The sequence below is a fragment of the Methylocystis sp. Uni0008 genome (genome assembly GCF_056838045.1).
Map to the genome: position 1 here is coordinate 3,284,783 of NZ_CM166370.1, position 17,032 is coordinate 3,301,814.

The following is a 17,032-nucleotide window of genomic DNA, read 5'->3' on the forward strand; positions in this document are numbered from 1 at the left end:
AGGCCCAGATGCCGGCCGCCGCCCCCGGCCGGCGTCTGGAATCACGATCCAAACAGATAATCGGCCCCGATTCAGCAAGCATGTGAAACGCTCTAGCTAGCCGCCCTGCGGCGCGATGACGCCGAACCTTCCGGATTGATAATCGACGAAAGCCTGACGCAGTTCGTCGTGTGTGTTCATGACGAAGGGACCCTGCTGCGCCACGGGTTCGTCGATCGGTTCGCCGCTCATGAGGATGAGCTTCACGTCATTGTTGGCTTCAAAGGCGATGTCGCCGCCTTCGTCATCGAACACCACGACGTCGGCAGCGCGCGCGATCTTCTCGCCATTCACTTCAACCGTGCCTTCGAGCACCGCCGCAAGCGCCGTGTGGCCCTCAGGCAGCGCGAATCGGGCGCTCTTTCCAGCGTCGATGCGCACGTCCCAAAGATCGATCGGCGTCGCCGTCTGCGCCGGTCCGCGATGGCCGTCGAATTCCCCGGCGATCACGCGCACCAGCCCGGCGTCATCGGCGAGGTCGACGCGCGGAATATCCTTGTCGAGCAGCGTCTGGTAGCGCGGCGGGCTCATCTTCTCGCGCGCCGGCAGATTGACCCAGAGCTGCACGACCTCGAAACGTCCGCCGGACCTGGCGAAGCTTTCCGAGTGATACTCCTCATGCACCACGCCCGAGGCGGCGCGCATCCACTGCACGTCGCCGGGGCCGATGGTTCCGCCGGCGCCGGTCGAGTCGCGATGCACGACTTCGCCGTCGAGGACGATCGTCACCGTCTCGAAGCCGCGATGCGGGTGGGCGCCGACTCCGCGGCGCTTGCCGGTGGGAGGAAAGTCAAACGGGCCAGCGTAGTCGAAGAGTAGAAAGGGGCTCACCCGCGCGCCATGTTCGTGATGCGAGAATAGCGAGCGCACGGGAAAGCCGTCGCCGACCCAATGCATGGCGTCGGGGGCGGCGTAAACGCCGATAATTCTTCTCATGATGGAAAGCTCCTCTGCGGCCTATGTGGGCCGCATCAAGCGAAATGCAAATGAGATCCCACGGGCGCGGCGCTTGACGCGAGAGGCCGCAAAACCCACAAGTCCGACCGATGGCGCACCCGACGGCCCTGCATACCAAGGACGGTTAGATGGACTGGATCATCCTCTTTATCGGCAGCCTCTGCGAAGTCGGCTGGCTTGTCGGCATGAAATATGCGGAAGGTTTCACAAGGCTGTGGCCGTCGCTCATCATGGTGTTTTTCATGGCGGCGAGCGTCGGATGCCTGGGCCTGGCGGTAAAAACGATTCCAGCCGGCACGGCTTATGCGGCCTGGACGGGAACGAGCATCGCCGCGGCGACCCTCGTCGGCGTCTATCTTTTCAACGAACCGACGACCGTTCTGCGGCTGGGATCGATCGGGCTGATCATGCTGGGCATCATCGGCCTGCGTCTCGGCGGCGTCGATATGAAGTAAGCGCCGCGCCGACGCTCCCGTGGGGAGCGTCGGGACGAACCAAGCGCTGCAACTCAGAAGTAGCTTTCGAGCGTTCCGCGCCGGCGCACGTCGAGCGTCGCGCAATGGAAAGCGCCGCCGAACGCCGCGTAGTGCAGGAATGAGCACGGGATCGGCTCGTAGCCCCATTTCTCCATCTGCCGCATCATGTTGGTGTGATGCGGATCGACGATGACTCGCTTCTCGTCGAGCATCAGAATGTTCATGCTGAGCCATTTCCCGCACATCGAGGTGATGGCGAGAATGCGGTCGTTGATCGGATCCGGCTCCGGCGCGACGAGAATGTCCCACTTCTTCAGAACGTCAGGCAGTTCATCCGGATTGATATATTCCGGATTGATCAGCAGGCGGCCCGGCCCCAGCGGCAGGATCGTCGTGTCGATATGCATCGGATTCGGGCAGCGGCTCTTGATCTCGTGAATTCGATAGCCCTCGCCGAGATGCCGGCGCAGCCAGTCGACGCCCATCGCGTTGGTGACGTTTGAGCGCGTCACGAAAAGATCGCGGCCGCAGCGGAAGAAGTCGGCGGCGTCGAACACAGGCTCGAATTCGGTGAGAATGTAGCGGATCTCCTCGCCCTTCTCCGGCAATTTGAAATTCGGGTCGAAGAGTTCGTCGGTGAGCTGCGGCTTCGGCGCCGAGGTCCAGCGCGCGCCACGCCGGAAATAGTCCTTGAGAATCTCCCGATAGGAATGCGTCTCGAAATAGCGGCAGGGCCAGGCCATCGGCGTTTCGATGATCTCGTCGCCGATCACCAGCATCGAGTCGCGCGGACAGGAGTTGCAGAAGCCGCGCGACGACCAGTGCGGCGTCGAGAACTTCGCCTTGTGATTGACCGCATCGGGCCGCGTCACCTTGACGCCGAGCGATTCGAGCAGGGCGATGAAGCCGTCGAGCTCCTGCTGGGCCGGCTCGATCATGAATTTCGGGAAGCGAAAGCCCGCGGCGAGCGATTGCGCGCGCGCCGCCATGCCCGGGATATTGCAGGTGACGACCGGGTGGTCGGAGGGGATCGTCGAGCCTTCGAGGCGACCGACGATGATCTCCTCCAACGGATCCCACTCATTGTGGGAATTGACCGGACAGTCCGCGGTAATGGCGTTCCCCATGGTTGCATGCATATTCATAATTGCGCCCCGGATCGTTTCCAGCGAGAGACTTCTAGCGCTTTCCGACTGTTCTTCAAACCGTAGGAGAAACCACGTAATTTCTTGCGTTTAACATTGCGCCTGCTCTGGTCTACTCGCGTATTGTCGACTCAGGCCCTCCCCGGCCGGGGGAATATGTCGCGAAGAGGCGGGGTCGTCTACTGCGGCGGGCCCCCAAAGCTCGCGCCGACTTGCGTTTTTTAGCGCCTTGGGCAATAAACCGCGCTCTACAGAACCGCCCGGCCAGTGATGGGCTGCCGTGGCGGTTCTTTCGCTCGCGCGAAAAGGCGCCGCCGGATTGGTCCAGCGCGGCGCAAATAACAGGGCCTCGAGCCCAGGAGAGCAAAATGCCCAAGCTGAAGACGAAATCCGGCGCGAAAAAGCGCTTCAAGATCACCGGCACCGGGAAGGTGGTCTACGCCCAGCAGGGCAAGCGCCACGGCATGATCAAGCGGACGAACAAGCAGATCAGGAACCTGCGCGGCACCAACGTGCTGTTCAAGACCGACGGCGACAACGTCAAGAAATACTTCCTGCCGAACGGCTGATCCGCAAAACCGCACTTTTTTCGCATAGGAGTTTCGTCATGGCTCGCGTCAAACGCGGCGTCACCGCCCACGCCAAGCACAAGAAGACCCTCAAGGCCGCCAAAGGCTTCTACGGCCGCCGCAAGAACACGATCCGCGCCGCCAAGGCCGCCGTCGACCGCTCGATGCAATATGCGACGCGCGATCGCAAGGCGAAGAAGCGCGTGTTCCGCGCCCTGTGGATCCAGCGCCTCAACGCCGCCGTCCGCGAGCACGGGCTGACCTATTCGCGCTTCATCGACGGTCTCGCCAAAGCGGGCGTTACGGTCGACCGCAAGGTTCTGTCGGAACTCGCCATTCATCAGCCGGAGGCTTTCGGCGCCATCGTGGCGCAGGCGAAGTCGGCGCTGCCGCAGGCCGCGTAAGGCTCGCATCTCGATGAGAGGCGCCCGCTGCGCTGCGGGCGCTTTTTTCCTCGCCCGCGCCGGTCGCAGCGGCCACAGGCTTAGGCTATCGTCGCGACGCATGCGACGATTCCTGCGATATGTGACGCCGCCGCGGGCGCTCGTCGCGACGCTTGCCATTCTCGCCGGCGCCGCCGTCGCCGACCCCGGCGCGGCGCTCAATCTTTTCGCGCGCGCGCAGTCCTATCGCCTGCTCGGCGACGTCGCCTATGGCGTCGGGCCGCGGGCGAAGCTCGACGTCTATCTTCCCGAGCATTCGGATAGGGCGAAGCCGCTCGTCGTCTTCTTTTACGGCGGACGCTGGTCGTCGGGCGAGAAGGCGCAGTATCGCTTCGTCGGGGCGGCGCTCGCGGCGCGCGGCGCGATCGCCGTCATTCCCGACTACAGCCTCTATCCGCAATCCAGCTTTCCGGTTTTTCTGGAGGACGCCGAGCGCGCGCTGCGGTGGGCGCGCGACAACGCCCGCGAGCTTGGCGCCGACCGCGCGCGCATCTTCCTGATGGGTCATTCGGCCGGCGGGCACATCGCGGCGATGCTAGCCTTCGACAAACGCTGGCTGGCGGCCGTCGGCCTCTCGCCGGCGCGCGATCTTGCCGGCTTTATCGGCCTCGCGGGCGCCTATGATTTCGCGATCGACAGCGATGTGCTGCGCGGCGTCTTCGGCGCGCCTGCCACTGCCGCCGCGCGCCAGCCGCTCCGCTACGTCACGCGCGACGCGCCGCCGGCGCTGCTTCTCGCCGGCGAAGCGGACAGCACCGTGCGGCCGCGAAACACCCGCGCGCTCGCCGCGGCGATCGAGGCGGCCGGCGGCGAGGCGCGAGTCCAATATTACCCCGGCGTTACGCATCGCGAGATCATCGGCGCTTTTTCGCCGCTCTTGCATTTTCTCGCGCCGGTCGCCGACGACGTCATGGCGTTCGTCGACGCGAAACGCGCGGGGGCGGACGAGACGAAACAGCGGCGCGTCGGCGACCGCGACGAGAACGCGCAATGAGCGACACAGATCAGTTGCGCGTCATCGGCGGCGGCGCTGGCGGCGCTGTCATCTCGATCGGCCGCGCATTCGGAGAGCGTCGGCCTTCGGTCGAGCCGGCTCTTGATGCGCAGGCGGAGGCTGCGACTCGGCCAGAGTCGGCGGCGACGGCCATCGTGTCGGCCGATCCATGACGAATTGGTTGATCGCGCAGATGAACGAACTGAACATGAAGCCTCCATGGCTCATGAGCACGTCGTCGTAGGCGCGCATATTCCAGAACGGGTCGTTGGCGCGGGTTATCGGCAGCATGCCCGCGAGCCTGAAACCGTGAGTCATCTCGACCGCCGGGCGACCGGCCCCGGGCGGAAGATTGGCGGATTCTGGATCGAGCGGCGGCGCCAGCAAAGCGCTCTCCCACTGAGTCCCATTCGTTTGCGCCTTTCGAGCCCGCGTGAGCCAGTCGTGGCTGACAGGGCAGTTCAGCGAGGGGTCGGCGGGGATATCCTTGTAATCCGCCTGACTGGGCGGCGCCCAACCAATGCTGCGGATTTCATGCGTCGTGCCGAACTGGCGCGCCGGCATACGATAGCTATCGACGAGGCTTACTGGCGATCGTGGCGGATCGAGGTGGCCGATCGTGCGCGACGACTCGATATCCGTATTCTGGAAGGGAAGATCGCTCACGAATTCTCCCACCCTCCGCCAAAAGTTGAGCGCGCGCTGCTCCAATCGATCCGTAGGCGTCTCAAAGCTTTCGCAGGCTGCGCGCCAGTCTCTCGCGACGCCGGCGATCATCGCGCCGAGCGGTCGGAAGTCGCCGCGAAAAAGCGGGAAGGCAAGATAGGTCGCGAGGTCCGATTTTATGCCGATCTTCTTTTTCCGATCGATGTCTTCCACTGCCTGATCGAGGGCGAACGGCGTCTTCAGCGCCCCGCAATCGCGCTCGTCCGGGTTCGGCGTCTCATCATGAAAAATGAATTCTCCCGGCTTTCTTGTCTCCAAGAAATGCTTGTACCTCGCGCAGATTTCGCTTGGCGAAGTCCCGCCCTTGGCGAGCAAGCTTAATTTTTCATGCATGGCGATGGCGCAGTCTTGCGGCCGGATCCCTCCCGGCGGCCAGGCATAGGCCGAGGTCACTGAGATCACGACGGGACTTTGATGCGCCGGAAAGAAACGGTGGCCCGCCATAAGGTCGCCTTCGCCCTCGAAGAAAGCGATCCTCTCCCAGACGGCGCGCTGAACATCGGTCCATTTGGAAGCTTCGGCCGCCGGATTGATCAGCACCACGAGATCGCCGAGCGGAGGATAAAAATAGGCGTTGTCGCCTGGATGGTTGCGAACCGATTTGATCAGCTGATCCTTTAGAGCCGTGGCCAGCATGTTGCCGCCGAGGCTGTGACCTATCACGACCATCTTATTTGGATTGGAGCGTTGCTCGGCCTTCGTCCCCGGCTGCTTCTTGAGCACCTGCTCAATTTTCCTGAGCGCCATCAGAGCATGCGGCGCGATATATTCACTGACGGGTTTGCGGTCGAACAAGGTCAGCGTTGCGACGCCTGAAGCGAGCGTCTCGCCCCAGGAATTGATCCAGTTTTTCCAGCACAGAGGCTTATCGCTGGGCAGAACGCCGTTCGAACAATTCGAGGCGTCGCCATCCAGCCGAGCGCCCACGGTGTTCCCAATCGCGATGAACGGAAGATGCAGGCTCTTCTCGTTGAGGCGCGCGCCGCGCCAGCCGATGTAGACCGCCGTCACCTCGCGCCCGCAATGTTCGCGTTCGCCCGCATTGCATCGGTCACGAAGGAATCGCGCCACATGTGCGGCGTATGCGCGAAGATCGGTAACATTGCCATCGCCAATGGATGCGTCGTGTCGCCAGCCATGAGTGAAAACGATCACATAATTGCTGTGCTTGATGAGACTCCCGGATTCATCAGTATGTGTGCGGTTTGCAGCGGATCTTAGATGCGCGCCTAAGGCCTCGAGCTGCGTGATCGGCTTCCACTGATGACGTTCGATATAGCTCACGCGATCCGTCAATTCGCTCATGGTGAACAGCTGGCGAGCGTCCTTGATCAGTTCGTAAGGTTCGCCATCCTCCTTGAATTCGAGAAAAGCGAGCGTGTAGCCGAGCGCGTTCGTGCGACCGCTATTGTCGGCGCTGGAATATGGAATCTCGTGGCGTTGTATCGCGCACTGCAATCGCGTGTCCCAACGACCCGCTTGGTCGTCACGCGCGGCGACCTTTTCGTCATTCCCGTAGGCGGCGAGGATGTTCCATGCCGGCGATCTGTAGGCGCCATTTTCATCGACCTGCATGTTGCAATCGCCGGATTCGGGATCAAGAACGCGATAGGCTTGGTCCTTTGGCGTTGAAATGGCCCAGGCGGTTACTAGAATTGTGAGAAACGCCAGGAGCAAAAGGCGCACGCTAATTACTGCGCCGCGCCGAATAACGTGAACTCCCTGACGCAGGCCAGCGAGGATCTTGGAGAGAAGCGAACGCAGCGGAGCGACTGTTGATGCAAACCGGGCGCTCATTCAAAGCCGCCTTATGTGTCACGTGACTTGCAATCGCGCGAATAATATATGCTTTTCGCGTTGCCGCCAATTTTTGCCACTGAGTAGCTAGGACGAAGCATGGCCGACCCATATGATCTCATCGTCATCGGCGGCGGACCTGGCGGCTATGTCGCCGCGATCCGCGCCGCGCAATTGGGCTTAAAGACCGCAGTCGTCGAGCGCGAACATCTCGGCGGCATTTGCCTCAACTGGGGCTGCATTCCGACGAAGGCGCTGCTGCGTTCGGCCGAGGTCTATCGTCTGGCGAAGGAGGGCGCGCGATTTGGCGTCTCCGAAGGCGCCTTGAGCGCCGACGTGGCGCGCATCGTCGCGCATTCACGGGAAGCCGCCACGCGGCTCAACGGCGGCGTCGCCTTCCTGCTCAAGAAGAACAAGATCGACGTCATCTGGGGCGAGGCGACGATCGCCGCCAAGGGCGAGGTTCGCGTCGGCACGCCGACGAAGCCGCCAATGGCGCCGCAAACGCCGGCGCCGAAAACGACGCTCGGCGAAGGCGTCTATCAGGCGAAGCACATCATTGTCGCGACAGGCGCGCGTCCTCGCGTTCTGCCAAGTCTTGAGCCCGATGGACGTCTCGTCTGGACCTATTTCGAGGCGATGAAGCCGGAGCGATTTCCGAAGTCGCTGCTCATCGTCGGCGCCGGCGCGATCGGCGTCGAATTCGCCTCCTTCTATCGGACGTTCGGCGTCGAGGTCATTCTCGTCGAAGCGCTGCCGCATATTCTTCCAAGCGAAGACGAGGAGATTGCGGCTCTCGCGCATCGCTCGTTCAAGAAGCAGGGGATCGACATCCGCGTCGCGACGACGGTGACCGGGGTCGAGAGGAAATCCGACAGTCTGGTCGTGACGCTGAAACCCGCTGACGGCGAGACGCAGACGCTCGAAGTCGAGCGCGCGCTTTCAGCCATCGGCGTCGTCGCCAATGTCGAAAATCTCGGGCTGGAGGCGCTTGGCGTCGCGCTCGAGCGCAGGGTCATCAAGACGGACGGTCTTGGCCGCACCAATATCGAAGGCGTCTACGCCATTGGCGACGTCGCTGGTGGTCCGATGCTTGCGCATAAGGCGGAGCATGAAGGCGTGTCCTGCGTCGAGGCGATCGCGGGCGCGAACGCCCATGCGCTCGACAAATCGCGCGTGCCGGGCTGCACCTATTGTCATCCACAGGTCGCTTCAGTGGGCCTGACCGAGGCGAAGGCGAAAGAGCAGGGGATCGACGTCAAGATTGGCCGCTTCCCCTATCTCGCCAATGGCAAGGCGATCGCGCTCGGCGAACTCGAGGGTCTCACGAAAACGATCTTCGACGCCAAGAGCGGGCGGCTGCTCGGCGCGCATATTTTCGGCGCCGAAGCGACGGAGCTGATTCAGGGCTTCGTCATCGCGATGAATCTCGAGACCACCGAAGAAGATCTGATCCGCACGATCTTTCCGCATCCGACGCTATCGGAAACGATGCATGAGAGCGTGCTCGCGGCCTTCGGTCGCGCGATTCATGTTTGAGGCCAATCGTGGCGTCATTCCCGACGCGCGCCGTGCGCGCGCTCGGGAATCCAGACTCACGGCAAGCGTCTCGGGCGTTGCTCTGGATCCCCACCGCGCTTCGCGCGTCGGTTTGACACGCGGAGGCAAATTACGACGACGTGCGAGCGCCGGGTCTCAGCGCCTCAGCTCTGCAGCACATAGGTTCCCGGCGCGTCGCAGAGCGCTTCGCCAATCACCGGCGGCGCCACCGGCGCGCCGGAGCGGGCCGCGAGCCAGGCGCTCCATTCCGGCCACCATGAGCCTTCCCTGACGGTCGCAATTTTCACCCACGCCTCGGGGTCGGCGTAATGTTCGCCGTCCACACGGCTCGTGAAGCGGTAGCCGCCGCGCTTTTTTGCCGGTTCGGAAATGATGCCGGCGTTGTGTCCGCCGCTCGTCAGCAGGAAGGTGATTTCGGCGTCGGCAAGCACGTGAATCTTGTAGACCGAGCGCCAGGGCGCGACATGATCGCGCTCCGTGCCGACGGCGAAGATCGGCGCACGAATGTCGCCGAGCGCGACCGCGCCGCCGTTTGCGCGTAGCCGGCCCTCGGCGAGATCATTGTTGAGGAAGAGCCGCCGAAGATATTCGGAATGCATCTTGTAAGGCATGCGCGTCGCGTCGGCGTTCCAGGCCATCATGTCGGTCATCGGCTCGCGCTCGCCCATGAGATAGGATCTTAGCGCATAGGACCAGACAAGATCGTTGGAGCGCAGCAGCTGGAACGCGCCCGCCATCTCCTTGGAATCGAGATAGCCGTGCTCCCACATCAAATCTTCGAGGAAGGCGAGCTGGCCTTCATTGACGAAGAGCGTCAACTCTCCCGCTTCGGTGAAATCGGTCTGCGCGGCGAGCAGCGTCAGGCTCTTAAGACGATCGTCGTTGTCGCGCGCCATCGCCGCCGCGGCGATCGCGAGCAGCGTCCCGCCCAGACAATAGCCGGCCGCATGAATCTTGCGGTCCGGCATGAGGCTGGAGATCACGTCAAGCGCGGCCATGACGCCGAGCCTGCGATAGGCCTCCATGTCGAGATCGCGGTCCTCGGCGCTCGGATTGCGCCATGAGATCATGAACACTGTGAAGCCTTGCCCGGTCAGATAACGCACGAGCGAGTTATGCGGCGACAGATCGAGGATGTAATATTTCATGATCCAGGCCGGAACGATGAGCACCGGCTCGGGCCGCGTCGTCTGCGTCGACGGCGCATATTGGATGAGCTCGATCAGGCGGTTGCGATAGATCACCTTGCCCGGCGTTATCGCGACGTTCTGCCCTGGCGCGAAGGCTTCGGCGCCGACGGGCCGCTTGCCGCCGGCGCGCCGCTCCATGTCCTCAAGAAAATTCTGCAGGCCATAGACGAGATTGACGCCGCCGGTCTCGAGAGTTCGTTGCAGCGCCTCGGGATTCGTCAGCAGGAAATTCGAGGGCGAGAACATGTCGAGCAATTGCCGCGAGGCGAATTCGACAACGTTTTCGTGCTGCTTGGTGACGCCAGCGATGCCCGTCGTGGCGTTGTGCCACCATTGCTGATTGAGCAGAAAGCCTTGGTAGAGCAGGGCATAGGGCCATTGTCGCCATGCTTCGCCGGAAAACCTCTTGTCTTGCGGCAGGGGCTCGATGCAGGGCGCCGCGCGCGGCTGCAGCGAACAGCGCCAGGCGTAATTGGCGAAACGCCACGTCTTGCGCATGGCTTTTTCGGCGAGCTGCATCTGCTTTCCGGGCGAGGACGCGAGATGCGCCGCCCAGTCCCAATAAGCGCCCGCCATCGCTGCGGGCGAAAGGCCGCCGGTCAGATGACCGACGCTTGCATGAAGCGAGCGGTCGACGACGTCGCTCAGCGCGGCGTAGCCGTAGGACTCATGGTCAGTGGCGCGCTCCGCGGCGAGAAAGGCGCTGGGCCACGCTTCGACGAAGGCCTTCGACGCCAGGCGCGGAAAGCCGTGGGCGGGGCGGGCGTGGACAGCGCTGGAAGAAGTCTGCTCTGCGGTCGGCTGTTTCGTCTGCGTCATCAGCTTCCCTTGCGCCCAAATGTTGACGGATCATATTTTGGATGATGTTGCGCCGCAATATTGCGGCGGCCTCGGGCAGACTTGGCCTGACGGCGAGCGCTACCATCTCCTTGTGAAGAGATTTCTACCGCTCGGGAGACCGTCATGAGAGCCATTGCCGCCGCCGCTGTATTCACGCTTGTTTCGAGCGCCGCGCTGGCGGCGCTCAAACCGGGCGCCGTCGCGCCCGACTTCACCCTCGCGGCCGCGCAGGGCGGCAAGGATTTCTCCTTCTCGCTGCAGGAGGCGCTGAAGAAGGGACCGGTCGTTCTCTATTTCTATCCGAAATCCTTCACGAGCGTCTGCACCGTCGAGGCGCATGAATTCGCCGAAGCGATGGAGCAATTCGCCGCGATGGGCGCGAGCGTCATCGGCGTGTCGAGCGACAAGATCGCGACCCAGCGCGAATTTTCGACGAAAGAATGCCGCGACAAATTTCCCGTTGGCGCGGATCCGGACTTCAAGGTCATCAGCGCCTATGACGCCGCCTTCAAGGTTCCGGTCGCCGGAGCGATGTTCGCCAATCGCATCTCATATGTGATCGCGCCGGATGGAAAAATTCTTTCCACGGTCGAGGATTCGGGCGCGACGAAGCATATTCAGAACGCGCTCGCCGTCGTGAAGCAATGGCGTGACGCGCAGACGAAGTGACGCGAAATTCGATCAGCGGCGCCGAATGAGCCAGCGCAGCAGAATGATCTGTGCCAGCAGCGCGGCGAAACGCATGTTCCAGTCGACGAACACCGCGCAAGGCTCGTTCGCGTCGCCGCAGCCGAAGGTCTTTTCGAGTGGAGAGTTGAGCGCGCCGATCGGCGCGCCGAGCGGAAAGGAGAGCGCGCGCATCGCCTGGCGCACGAAGCGCCCGGTTGCGCGCAGACGTTCCGAAAGGTCGTAATCGTCGTAGGCGTTGACATAGATCGCCAGGACGGCGATCGAGAGGGCGATTGTCGCGATCGCATAGGCCAGCCATGCGGCGCGGAGGAAACGCCATCGCCCGTCTTGCGGCGGGCTATCGCTCACCCCTTCTTCGGGCGAATGCGGATGATCACGTCGCAGCCGACGACTTCCATCCCCTCGGGCGGCGCCGGCAGTCGCGCGAACTCGACAGTGCCGTCGGCCGCGTCGAACATGCGGCCTGTCGCTTCATCCATGAAATGGTGATGCGGCGAGGTGCGCGTGTGGAAGTATGTGCGGGGACCCTGCACGGCGATCTCGCGCAACAGGCCCGCTTCGGCGAATTGGTTGAGCGTGTTGTAGACCGTGGAGAGAGACATCGTCAGGCCGGCTTCGCGCGCTTCCGCGTGCAACGCCTCGGCGCTCACATGCCGGTCGCCGTTGCCGAACAGCAGCCGGCTCAGAGAGAGCCGCTGAACGGTGGGACGCAGACCCGCGTTGCGTAGCCGCGCTTTGAGGTCCGACGTCTTCACCGCGCTCTCGGGGGACTGATCGCGCAGTTTGACCGAACGGTCGAAACTCGTAGTTGAAGGTTGATGAGTCATTCTTCGCGACAGGCGAGCATCACTCGCTCCCTATTCCTGCAATAGCTTTTTTCAGTAGAAGGCAGCGCCCGCCCCCTGTCAAACGAAATGGCGGAAGGTGTAATATTTCCAAAGAAGCAGCAAAGGACTGGCTCATGACAAGGCGCCTCGCGCCAATACTCTGGGCGCCGATCGATCGTCGCCGAATCCTCAGCGGCTCCACGCGCGCCTTCGCCGCCCTGTGGCTCGCGGGAGGCCGCGCCAACGCCGCCGATACGTTCGAGGCGTTTTTGCAGGGCCTGTGGCCGTCGGCGCAGGCCGCCGGCGTCTCGCGCGAAACCTTCGACGCGGCGATCGCAGGGCTTGCGCCGGACCCTTCAGTGCTGGCGAAGCCACGCGCGCAGGCCGAGTTCACCATCTCGATTCCCGCCTATCTCGCGGGGGCTGTGACGAATAGCCGCGTCGCCCGTGGCCGCGCGGTGGCCGCCGAGCTCGCGGGCCCGCTGGCGCGGGCGCAGGCGCGCCATGGCGTGCCGAGCGAGATCATCGTCGCCATTCTGGGCGTCGAGAGCAATTTCGGAACGGCGGCCGGCGGGGCCGACGCGCTGCGCGTGCTGGCGACGCTCGCCTGGAAGGGCCATCGCGCCGAAACCTTCGTCGACGAATTCGTCGCCGCGCTCGTGATGCTGGAGAAAGGCTATGCGACGCGCGCGCAATTGCGCGGCTCCTGGGCCGGCGCCATGGGCCAGCCGCAGTTCATGCCTTCCGCCTATCTCAGATACGCCGAAAGCAACGATGGCGCGGGCGCGCCGGATATCTGGCGTTCGCGCGCCGACGCGGTCGCTTCCATCGCCAATTTCCTCGCCAAGTCGGGCTGGGTCGCGGGATTGCCGGCCGTCGTCGAAGTTCGGCTGCCGGAAGCTTTCGATTACGCCGCCTTCGACCTCGATTTCGCGCGCTGGCGGCAGCTCGGCGTCGCCCGCGCCGATGGCGGCGCGCTTCCAGGCAGCGGCGCCGCAAGCCTTTACCTGCCGGCGGGCGCGAGCGGCCCGGCCTTCCTGATCACCGACAATTTCGAGGTCATCCGCCAATACAACACGTCCGACGCCTATGCGATGTCGGTTGCGCTGCTTGCGGAGCGCATCGCGGGACGGGAGATTCCGCTTGCGCCCTGGCCGAAGGTCGCGCCGCTGCCGACCGCCGACGTCAAGGCGATCCAGCAGCTCCTGACCGAACGCGGGTTCTATCGCGGCACGTTCGACGGCAAGCTCGGACGCGCGAGCCGCAACGCCATTCACGCGTTCCAATTGAGCGAAGGCATACAGCCTGCGGACGGCTTTGCGACGAAAGCCGTGCTGTCGCGGCTGCGCGGCCAATAGGCCTTTCGCTCAGATGTCGAGATCGCGGTAGACGGACACTTCCCTTTCGCGCGCCACCCGCGCCGCGTCGCCGGCGCGCATCCCGCGCCAGATGTCGAACACCATGATGAGGGTGGTGAACAGCCCCGAGATTTTCCCGAGAATGAAGCTGAAGGGAAAGATCAGTCGATCAGGCGGAATGATGAATTGCGCGCCCAGAAAAATAACCACGGCGTTGAAGAAATAGGCGGGACGAAACAGCGACTTTTCTTCCCAGGCGCTTTGCGCATAGCCGCGTGAGTTCTTCTTCACCGCACGATTATAGGCGGGGTTGGGGAACATGCCCCACAGGCGCCGTCTGGGCGGAAGCGCATTGGGTCCCGCGAGCAGTGCGCGATACGCTTGACGCACCGAGGAATGCGCGAGCAGCGCGAGAATGATGTTGGCGATGGCCAGCGCAAATTTAAGCTGCGGAAACGAGAAGGACAGCTGCCCGGCGAGGTCGACGAAAAACAATTGCGTGAACGCGTTGAGCGCGAAGGCCGAGCGATGGAAGCTCGCGCGGTTGATGTCTTGCGTCTTCTCGTCGATGAAAGCCACGCCCGCCTTGGTTTCGGCGAGTTCCTTCAGCGTCAGACGGTCGTAGTCGTCGGTCTTGAATCGCTTCGCGATCTCGTCGATTGTTTCGAGCGGCGGCCCCCGCTTGATCTTGAAGGTCGCCTTGTTGAGGAAGCCGGAGATGCGCGTGAAGATGTCGCGCGCCGTCGCGTAACGCGATGTGACCGAACTCAGAAAATCAGGCTCTCCCGCCATTGCGCGCACCTAAGCTGATTCTTTCGCCTCTACTATTGTTATAGCGGCGCCCAGGGCCGGCGCCGACCCCGACGATGGTTGATCCCATTCGCCCTCCTGCCATATTTAGTCATATTCCGATCCTCGCGTCTCCGCTTGCGAGACGCCTATCCCATGGTTTTCCGTCATGTTCAGCGCTCTTTTGACGCCTTATTCGATCGCCGAAGCCGCCGCCGCGCAAACGGCCGAACGGTTGCCGGAATGGAATCTCGCCGATCTCTATCCGGGCATCGATTCTCCACAGCTCGCCGCGGATCTTTCCAGGGCGGCGCAGGAGGTCGCGCAATTCGGCAAGGATTATCGCGGCAAGCTGGAGTCGCTCGCGCGGGGCGCTGACGCCAGCGCCAAGCTTGGCGAAGCGGTCAAGCGGTACGAAGCGCTGCAGGACCTGCTCGGGCGGCTGATGTCCTTCGCCGGCCTGCTTTACAGTGGCGACACGACGGATCCAACGCGCGCCAAATTCTATGGCGACGTGCAGGAAAAGGTCACCAACGCCTCGGCGCAGCTGCTGTTCTTCCAGCTTGAGCTCAATCGTCTCGACGACGCCGCGTTGATGGCGGCGGCCGAGAAGGAGCCGCTGTCGCGCTGGAAGCCCTGGCTCGAAGACATCCGCAAGGAAAAGCCCTACGAACTCGACGACAAGCTCGAAGAGCTTTTCCATGAGAAATACATTTCGGGCGCGGCCGCCTGGAACCGGCTCTTCGACGAGACCATCGCCGCGCTGCGCTTCAAGGTGCGCGGCGAGGAGCTGGCGATCGAGCCTGTGCTCAATCTCATGCAGGACACGCGCGAAGAGACTCGCCGCGAAGCGGCGCAGGCGATCGGCGCGACGCTGAAAAACAATCTGCGCACCTTCTCGCTCATCACCAATACTTTGGCGAAGGACAAGGAAATCTCGGATCGCTGGCGCGGCTTCCAGGATGTCGCCGATTCGCGCCATCTCTCCAACCGGGTTGAACGGGAGGTCGTCGAGGCGCTTGCGCAAGCGGTCGACTCGGCGCATCCGCGCCTGTCGCACCGCTACTACAAGCTCAAGGCGAAATGGTTCGGCAAGGACGCGCTCGACTATTGGGATCGCAGCGCGCCGCTGCCGGCGACGCCCGCCAGGCGCTACTCCTGGCCGGAGGCGCGCGAGATCGTGCTTGCCGCGTACAACGGCTTTACGCCGCGCATGGCGGAGATCGCCGGTCGGTTCTTCGAGAGAAACTGGATCGACGCGCCGGTGCGTCCCGGCAAGGCGCCGGGCGCCTTCTCACATCCCACCGTGCCCTCGGCGCATCCTTATGTGCTGCTGAATTTCCAGGGAAAGACGCGCGACGTGATGACGCTCGCGCATGAGCTCGGCCATGGCGTGCATCAGGTGCTTGCCGCGCAACAGGGCGCGCTGATGGCGCCGACGCCGCTCACGCTTGCGGAGACGGCGTCCGTGTTCGGCGAAATGCTCACCTTCCGCGCGCTCATCGCGCAGGCGACGGACAAGACGCAAAAGCGCGCCTTGCTGGCGTCCAAAGTCGAGGACATGATCAACACGGTCGTGCGGCAGATGGCGTTCTACGCCTTCGAGCGAAAGGTCCACAACGAGCGGCGCGAGGGCGAACTGACCGCCGACCGCATCTGCGAATTATGGATGAGCGTGCAAGGCGAAAGCCTCGGCCCTTCGATCCGCCTGGGGCCCGGATATGAAACCTTCTGGGCCTATATTCCGCATTTCATCCATTCGCCGTTCTATGTTTACGCCTATGCGTTCGGCGACTGCCTCGTCAATTCGCTCTACGGCGTCTATCAGAAGGCGCATGAAGGGTTCGCCGAGCGCTACTTCGCGCTGCTCGAAGCTGGCGGCGCAAAGCCTTACGACGAGCTTCTCAAGCCCTTCGGTTTGGATGCGCGCGATCCGGCGTTCTGGAACATCGGCCTCGAAATGATCGAAGGCCTGATTTCGGAGCTGGAGGCGATGGAGGACGGGACGTCGGCGCACTAGTCCGTTGGAACGAACGCGCTAAATTAAAAACGCCGGCGTAAGCCGGCGTTTTTTGTTGGTCGATTACGCGGGAAGGCGCTTATTGCTGGCCGGCGCGGATCGTGAAGGTTTCGCCATCGCAGGCGGCGTCGCCCGAGTAGACGCTGCGCGCGCCCTCGACGGCCTTGCCGGTCCACACGCAGTTCTTCTTGGAGTCGGTGCGATCCTCGAGTTTGATCGTGTAAACGCCGCCCTTAAATTCGCCGTCAAGCTTGTAGGTCAGCACCGAGCCGTTATCGAGCTGCAATTCGCTCTTGCCGGAAACCTTGTCGCCTTCCGTGGCGACCGTCCAGGTGCCCTGCGCGCGCTTAATGCCCGTCTTGTTCGCTTCGGTCACATTCCACTGCGCCGCATAGGCCGATGCGCTAAAGGCGACGGCGGCAAGGGCCGTCGTCAAAGCAAGCTTGATCATTAGTTGTGCTCCCATAGAGTGAGGTGATGAGCAGCATATCGGCCGCAGAGCAACTGGGGCTTGTGAAATGCGGCTATCAAGCCTTTCTGCGTCCGGGCGCTTTAACGCGCACGCGAACGACAGCGGCACATCACGTGATATGCCGCAGGATGTCAATCAAT

General features: G+C 63.0%; 16 protein-coding genes. 8 read left to right on the forward strand and 8 right to left on the reverse strand.

Annotated elements, in window-relative coordinates; all coding sequences use genetic code 11:
* Positions 1-96 precede the first annotated feature (96 nt).
* Positions 97-975, reverse strand: a complete 879-nt coding sequence (locus AC0X69_RS16395) for a pirin family protein (RefSeq protein ID WP_482608863.1) — start codon at positions 973-975, stop codon at positions 97-99.
* A gap of 149 nt (positions 976-1,124) precedes the next feature.
* Here AC0X69_RS16395 and AC0X69_RS16400 point away from each other — a divergent pair, with 149 nt between their 5' ends.
* The gene (locus AC0X69_RS16400; protein WP_482608865.1) at positions 1,125-1,451 is read left to right on the forward strand and encodes a DMT family transporter; all 327 of its coding nucleotides are present in this window, start codon (positions 1,125-1,127) and stop codon (positions 1,449-1,451) included.
* Between the two features lie 53 nt (positions 1,452-1,504).
* On the opposite strand, the gene AC0X69_RS16405 is transcribed toward AC0X69_RS16400, so the two are convergent.
* Positions 1,505-2,617, reverse strand: a complete 1,113-nt coding sequence (locus tag AC0X69_RS16405) for an amidinotransferase (protein ID WP_482608867.1) — start codon at positions 2,615-2,617, stop codon at positions 1,505-1,507.
* A 368-nt stretch (positions 2,618-2,985) separates the two neighbouring features.
* Between AC0X69_RS16405 and rpmI the strand changes: the two genes are divergently transcribed.
* The 3 genes from rpmI to AC0X69_RS16420 all read left to right on the forward strand — a co-directional run bounded on the left by rpmI (position 2,986) and on the right by AC0X69_RS16420 (position 4,623).
* Positions 2,986-3,186: a 50S ribosomal protein L35 gene (rpmI, locus tag AC0X69_RS16410; protein WP_014890449.1), complete on the forward strand. Its 201-nt coding sequence runs from the start codon at positions 2,986-2,988 to the stop codon at positions 3,184-3,186.
* A 38-nt stretch (positions 3,187-3,224) separates the two neighbouring features.
* Entirely contained in the window at positions 3,225-3,590 is a 366-nt protein-coding gene (gene rplT / locus AC0X69_RS16415) for a 50S ribosomal protein L20 (protein WP_482608870.1), read from the forward strand.
* A 100-nt stretch (positions 3,591-3,690) separates the two neighbouring features.
* Entirely contained in the window at positions 3,691-4,623 is a 933-nt protein-coding gene (locus tag AC0X69_RS16420) for an alpha/beta hydrolase (RefSeq protein ID WP_482608872.1), read from the forward strand.
* A gap of 48 nt (positions 4,624-4,671) precedes the next feature.
* On the opposite strand, the gene AC0X69_RS16425 is transcribed toward AC0X69_RS16420, so the two are convergent.
* Entirely contained in the window at positions 4,672-7,035 is a 2,364-nt protein-coding gene (locus tag AC0X69_RS16425) for a hypothetical protein (RefSeq protein WP_482608874.1), read from the reverse strand.
* Between the two features lie 210 nt (positions 7,036-7,245).
* Between AC0X69_RS16425 and lpdA the strand changes: the two genes are divergently transcribed.
* Positions 7,246-8,685 (forward strand): dihydrolipoyl dehydrogenase, encoded by a 1,440-nt coding sequence (gene lpdA, locus AC0X69_RS16430; RefSeq protein WP_482608876.1) that lies wholly within the window; start codon positions 7,246-7,248, stop codon positions 8,683-8,685.
* A gap of 164 nt (positions 8,686-8,849) precedes the next feature.
* Here lpdA and AC0X69_RS16435 read toward each other — a convergent pair whose 3' ends face one another.
* On the reverse strand, positions 8,850-10,715 hold the full coding sequence (locus tag AC0X69_RS16435; protein WP_482608878.1) for a PHA/PHB synthase family protein: 1,866 nt from the start codon (positions 10,713-10,715) through the stop codon (positions 8,850-8,852).
* Positions 10,716-10,859: 144 nt separating this feature from the next.
* Here AC0X69_RS16435 and AC0X69_RS16440 point away from each other — a divergent pair, with 144 nt between their 5' ends.
* Positions 10,860-11,405, forward strand: coding sequence for a peroxiredoxin (locus tag AC0X69_RS16440; RefSeq protein ID WP_482608880.1), 546 nt, complete (start codon positions 10,860-10,862; stop codon positions 11,403-11,405).
* 12 nt (positions 11,406-11,417) lie between these two features.
* On the opposite strand, the gene AC0X69_RS16445 is transcribed toward AC0X69_RS16440, so the two are convergent.
* Positions 11,418-11,774: a hypothetical protein gene (locus AC0X69_RS16445; RefSeq protein WP_482608882.1), complete on the reverse strand. Its 357-nt coding sequence runs from the start codon at positions 11,772-11,774 to the stop codon at positions 11,418-11,420.
* On the reverse strand, positions 11,771-12,253 hold the full coding sequence (irrA, locus tag AC0X69_RS16450; RefSeq protein WP_482608884.1) for an iron response transcriptional regulator IrrA: 483 nt from the start codon (positions 12,251-12,253) through the stop codon (positions 11,771-11,773). Before irrA ends, AC0X69_RS16445 begins: the two co-directional genes overlap by 4 nt.
* Positions 12,254-12,387: 134 nt before the next feature.
* Between irrA and AC0X69_RS16455 the strand changes: the two genes are divergently transcribed.
* Positions 12,388-13,611 (forward strand): lytic murein transglycosylase, encoded by a 1,224-nt coding sequence (locus AC0X69_RS16455; RefSeq protein WP_482608886.1) that lies wholly within the window; start codon positions 12,388-12,390, stop codon positions 13,609-13,611.
* A 9-nt stretch (positions 13,612-13,620) separates the two neighbouring features.
* On the opposite strand, the gene AC0X69_RS16460 is transcribed toward AC0X69_RS16455, so the two are convergent.
* Positions 13,621-14,403, reverse strand: a complete 783-nt coding sequence (locus tag AC0X69_RS16460) for a hypothetical protein (protein WP_482608888.1) — start codon at positions 14,401-14,403, stop codon at positions 13,621-13,623.
* Between the two features lie 166 nt (positions 14,404-14,569).
* Here AC0X69_RS16460 and AC0X69_RS16465 point away from each other — a divergent pair, with 166 nt between their 5' ends.
* Positions 14,570-16,420, forward strand: coding sequence for a M3 family oligoendopeptidase (locus tag AC0X69_RS16465; RefSeq protein WP_482608890.1), 1,851 nt, complete (start codon positions 14,570-14,572; stop codon positions 16,418-16,420).
* A gap of 79 nt (positions 16,421-16,499) precedes the next feature.
* Here the strand turns inward: AC0X69_RS16465 and AC0X69_RS16470 are convergent, their stop codons facing one another.
* Positions 16,500-16,871, reverse strand: coding sequence for a hypothetical protein (locus tag AC0X69_RS16470; protein WP_482608892.1), 372 nt, complete (start codon positions 16,869-16,871; stop codon positions 16,500-16,502).
* Positions 16,872-17,032: the final 161 nt, after the last annotated feature.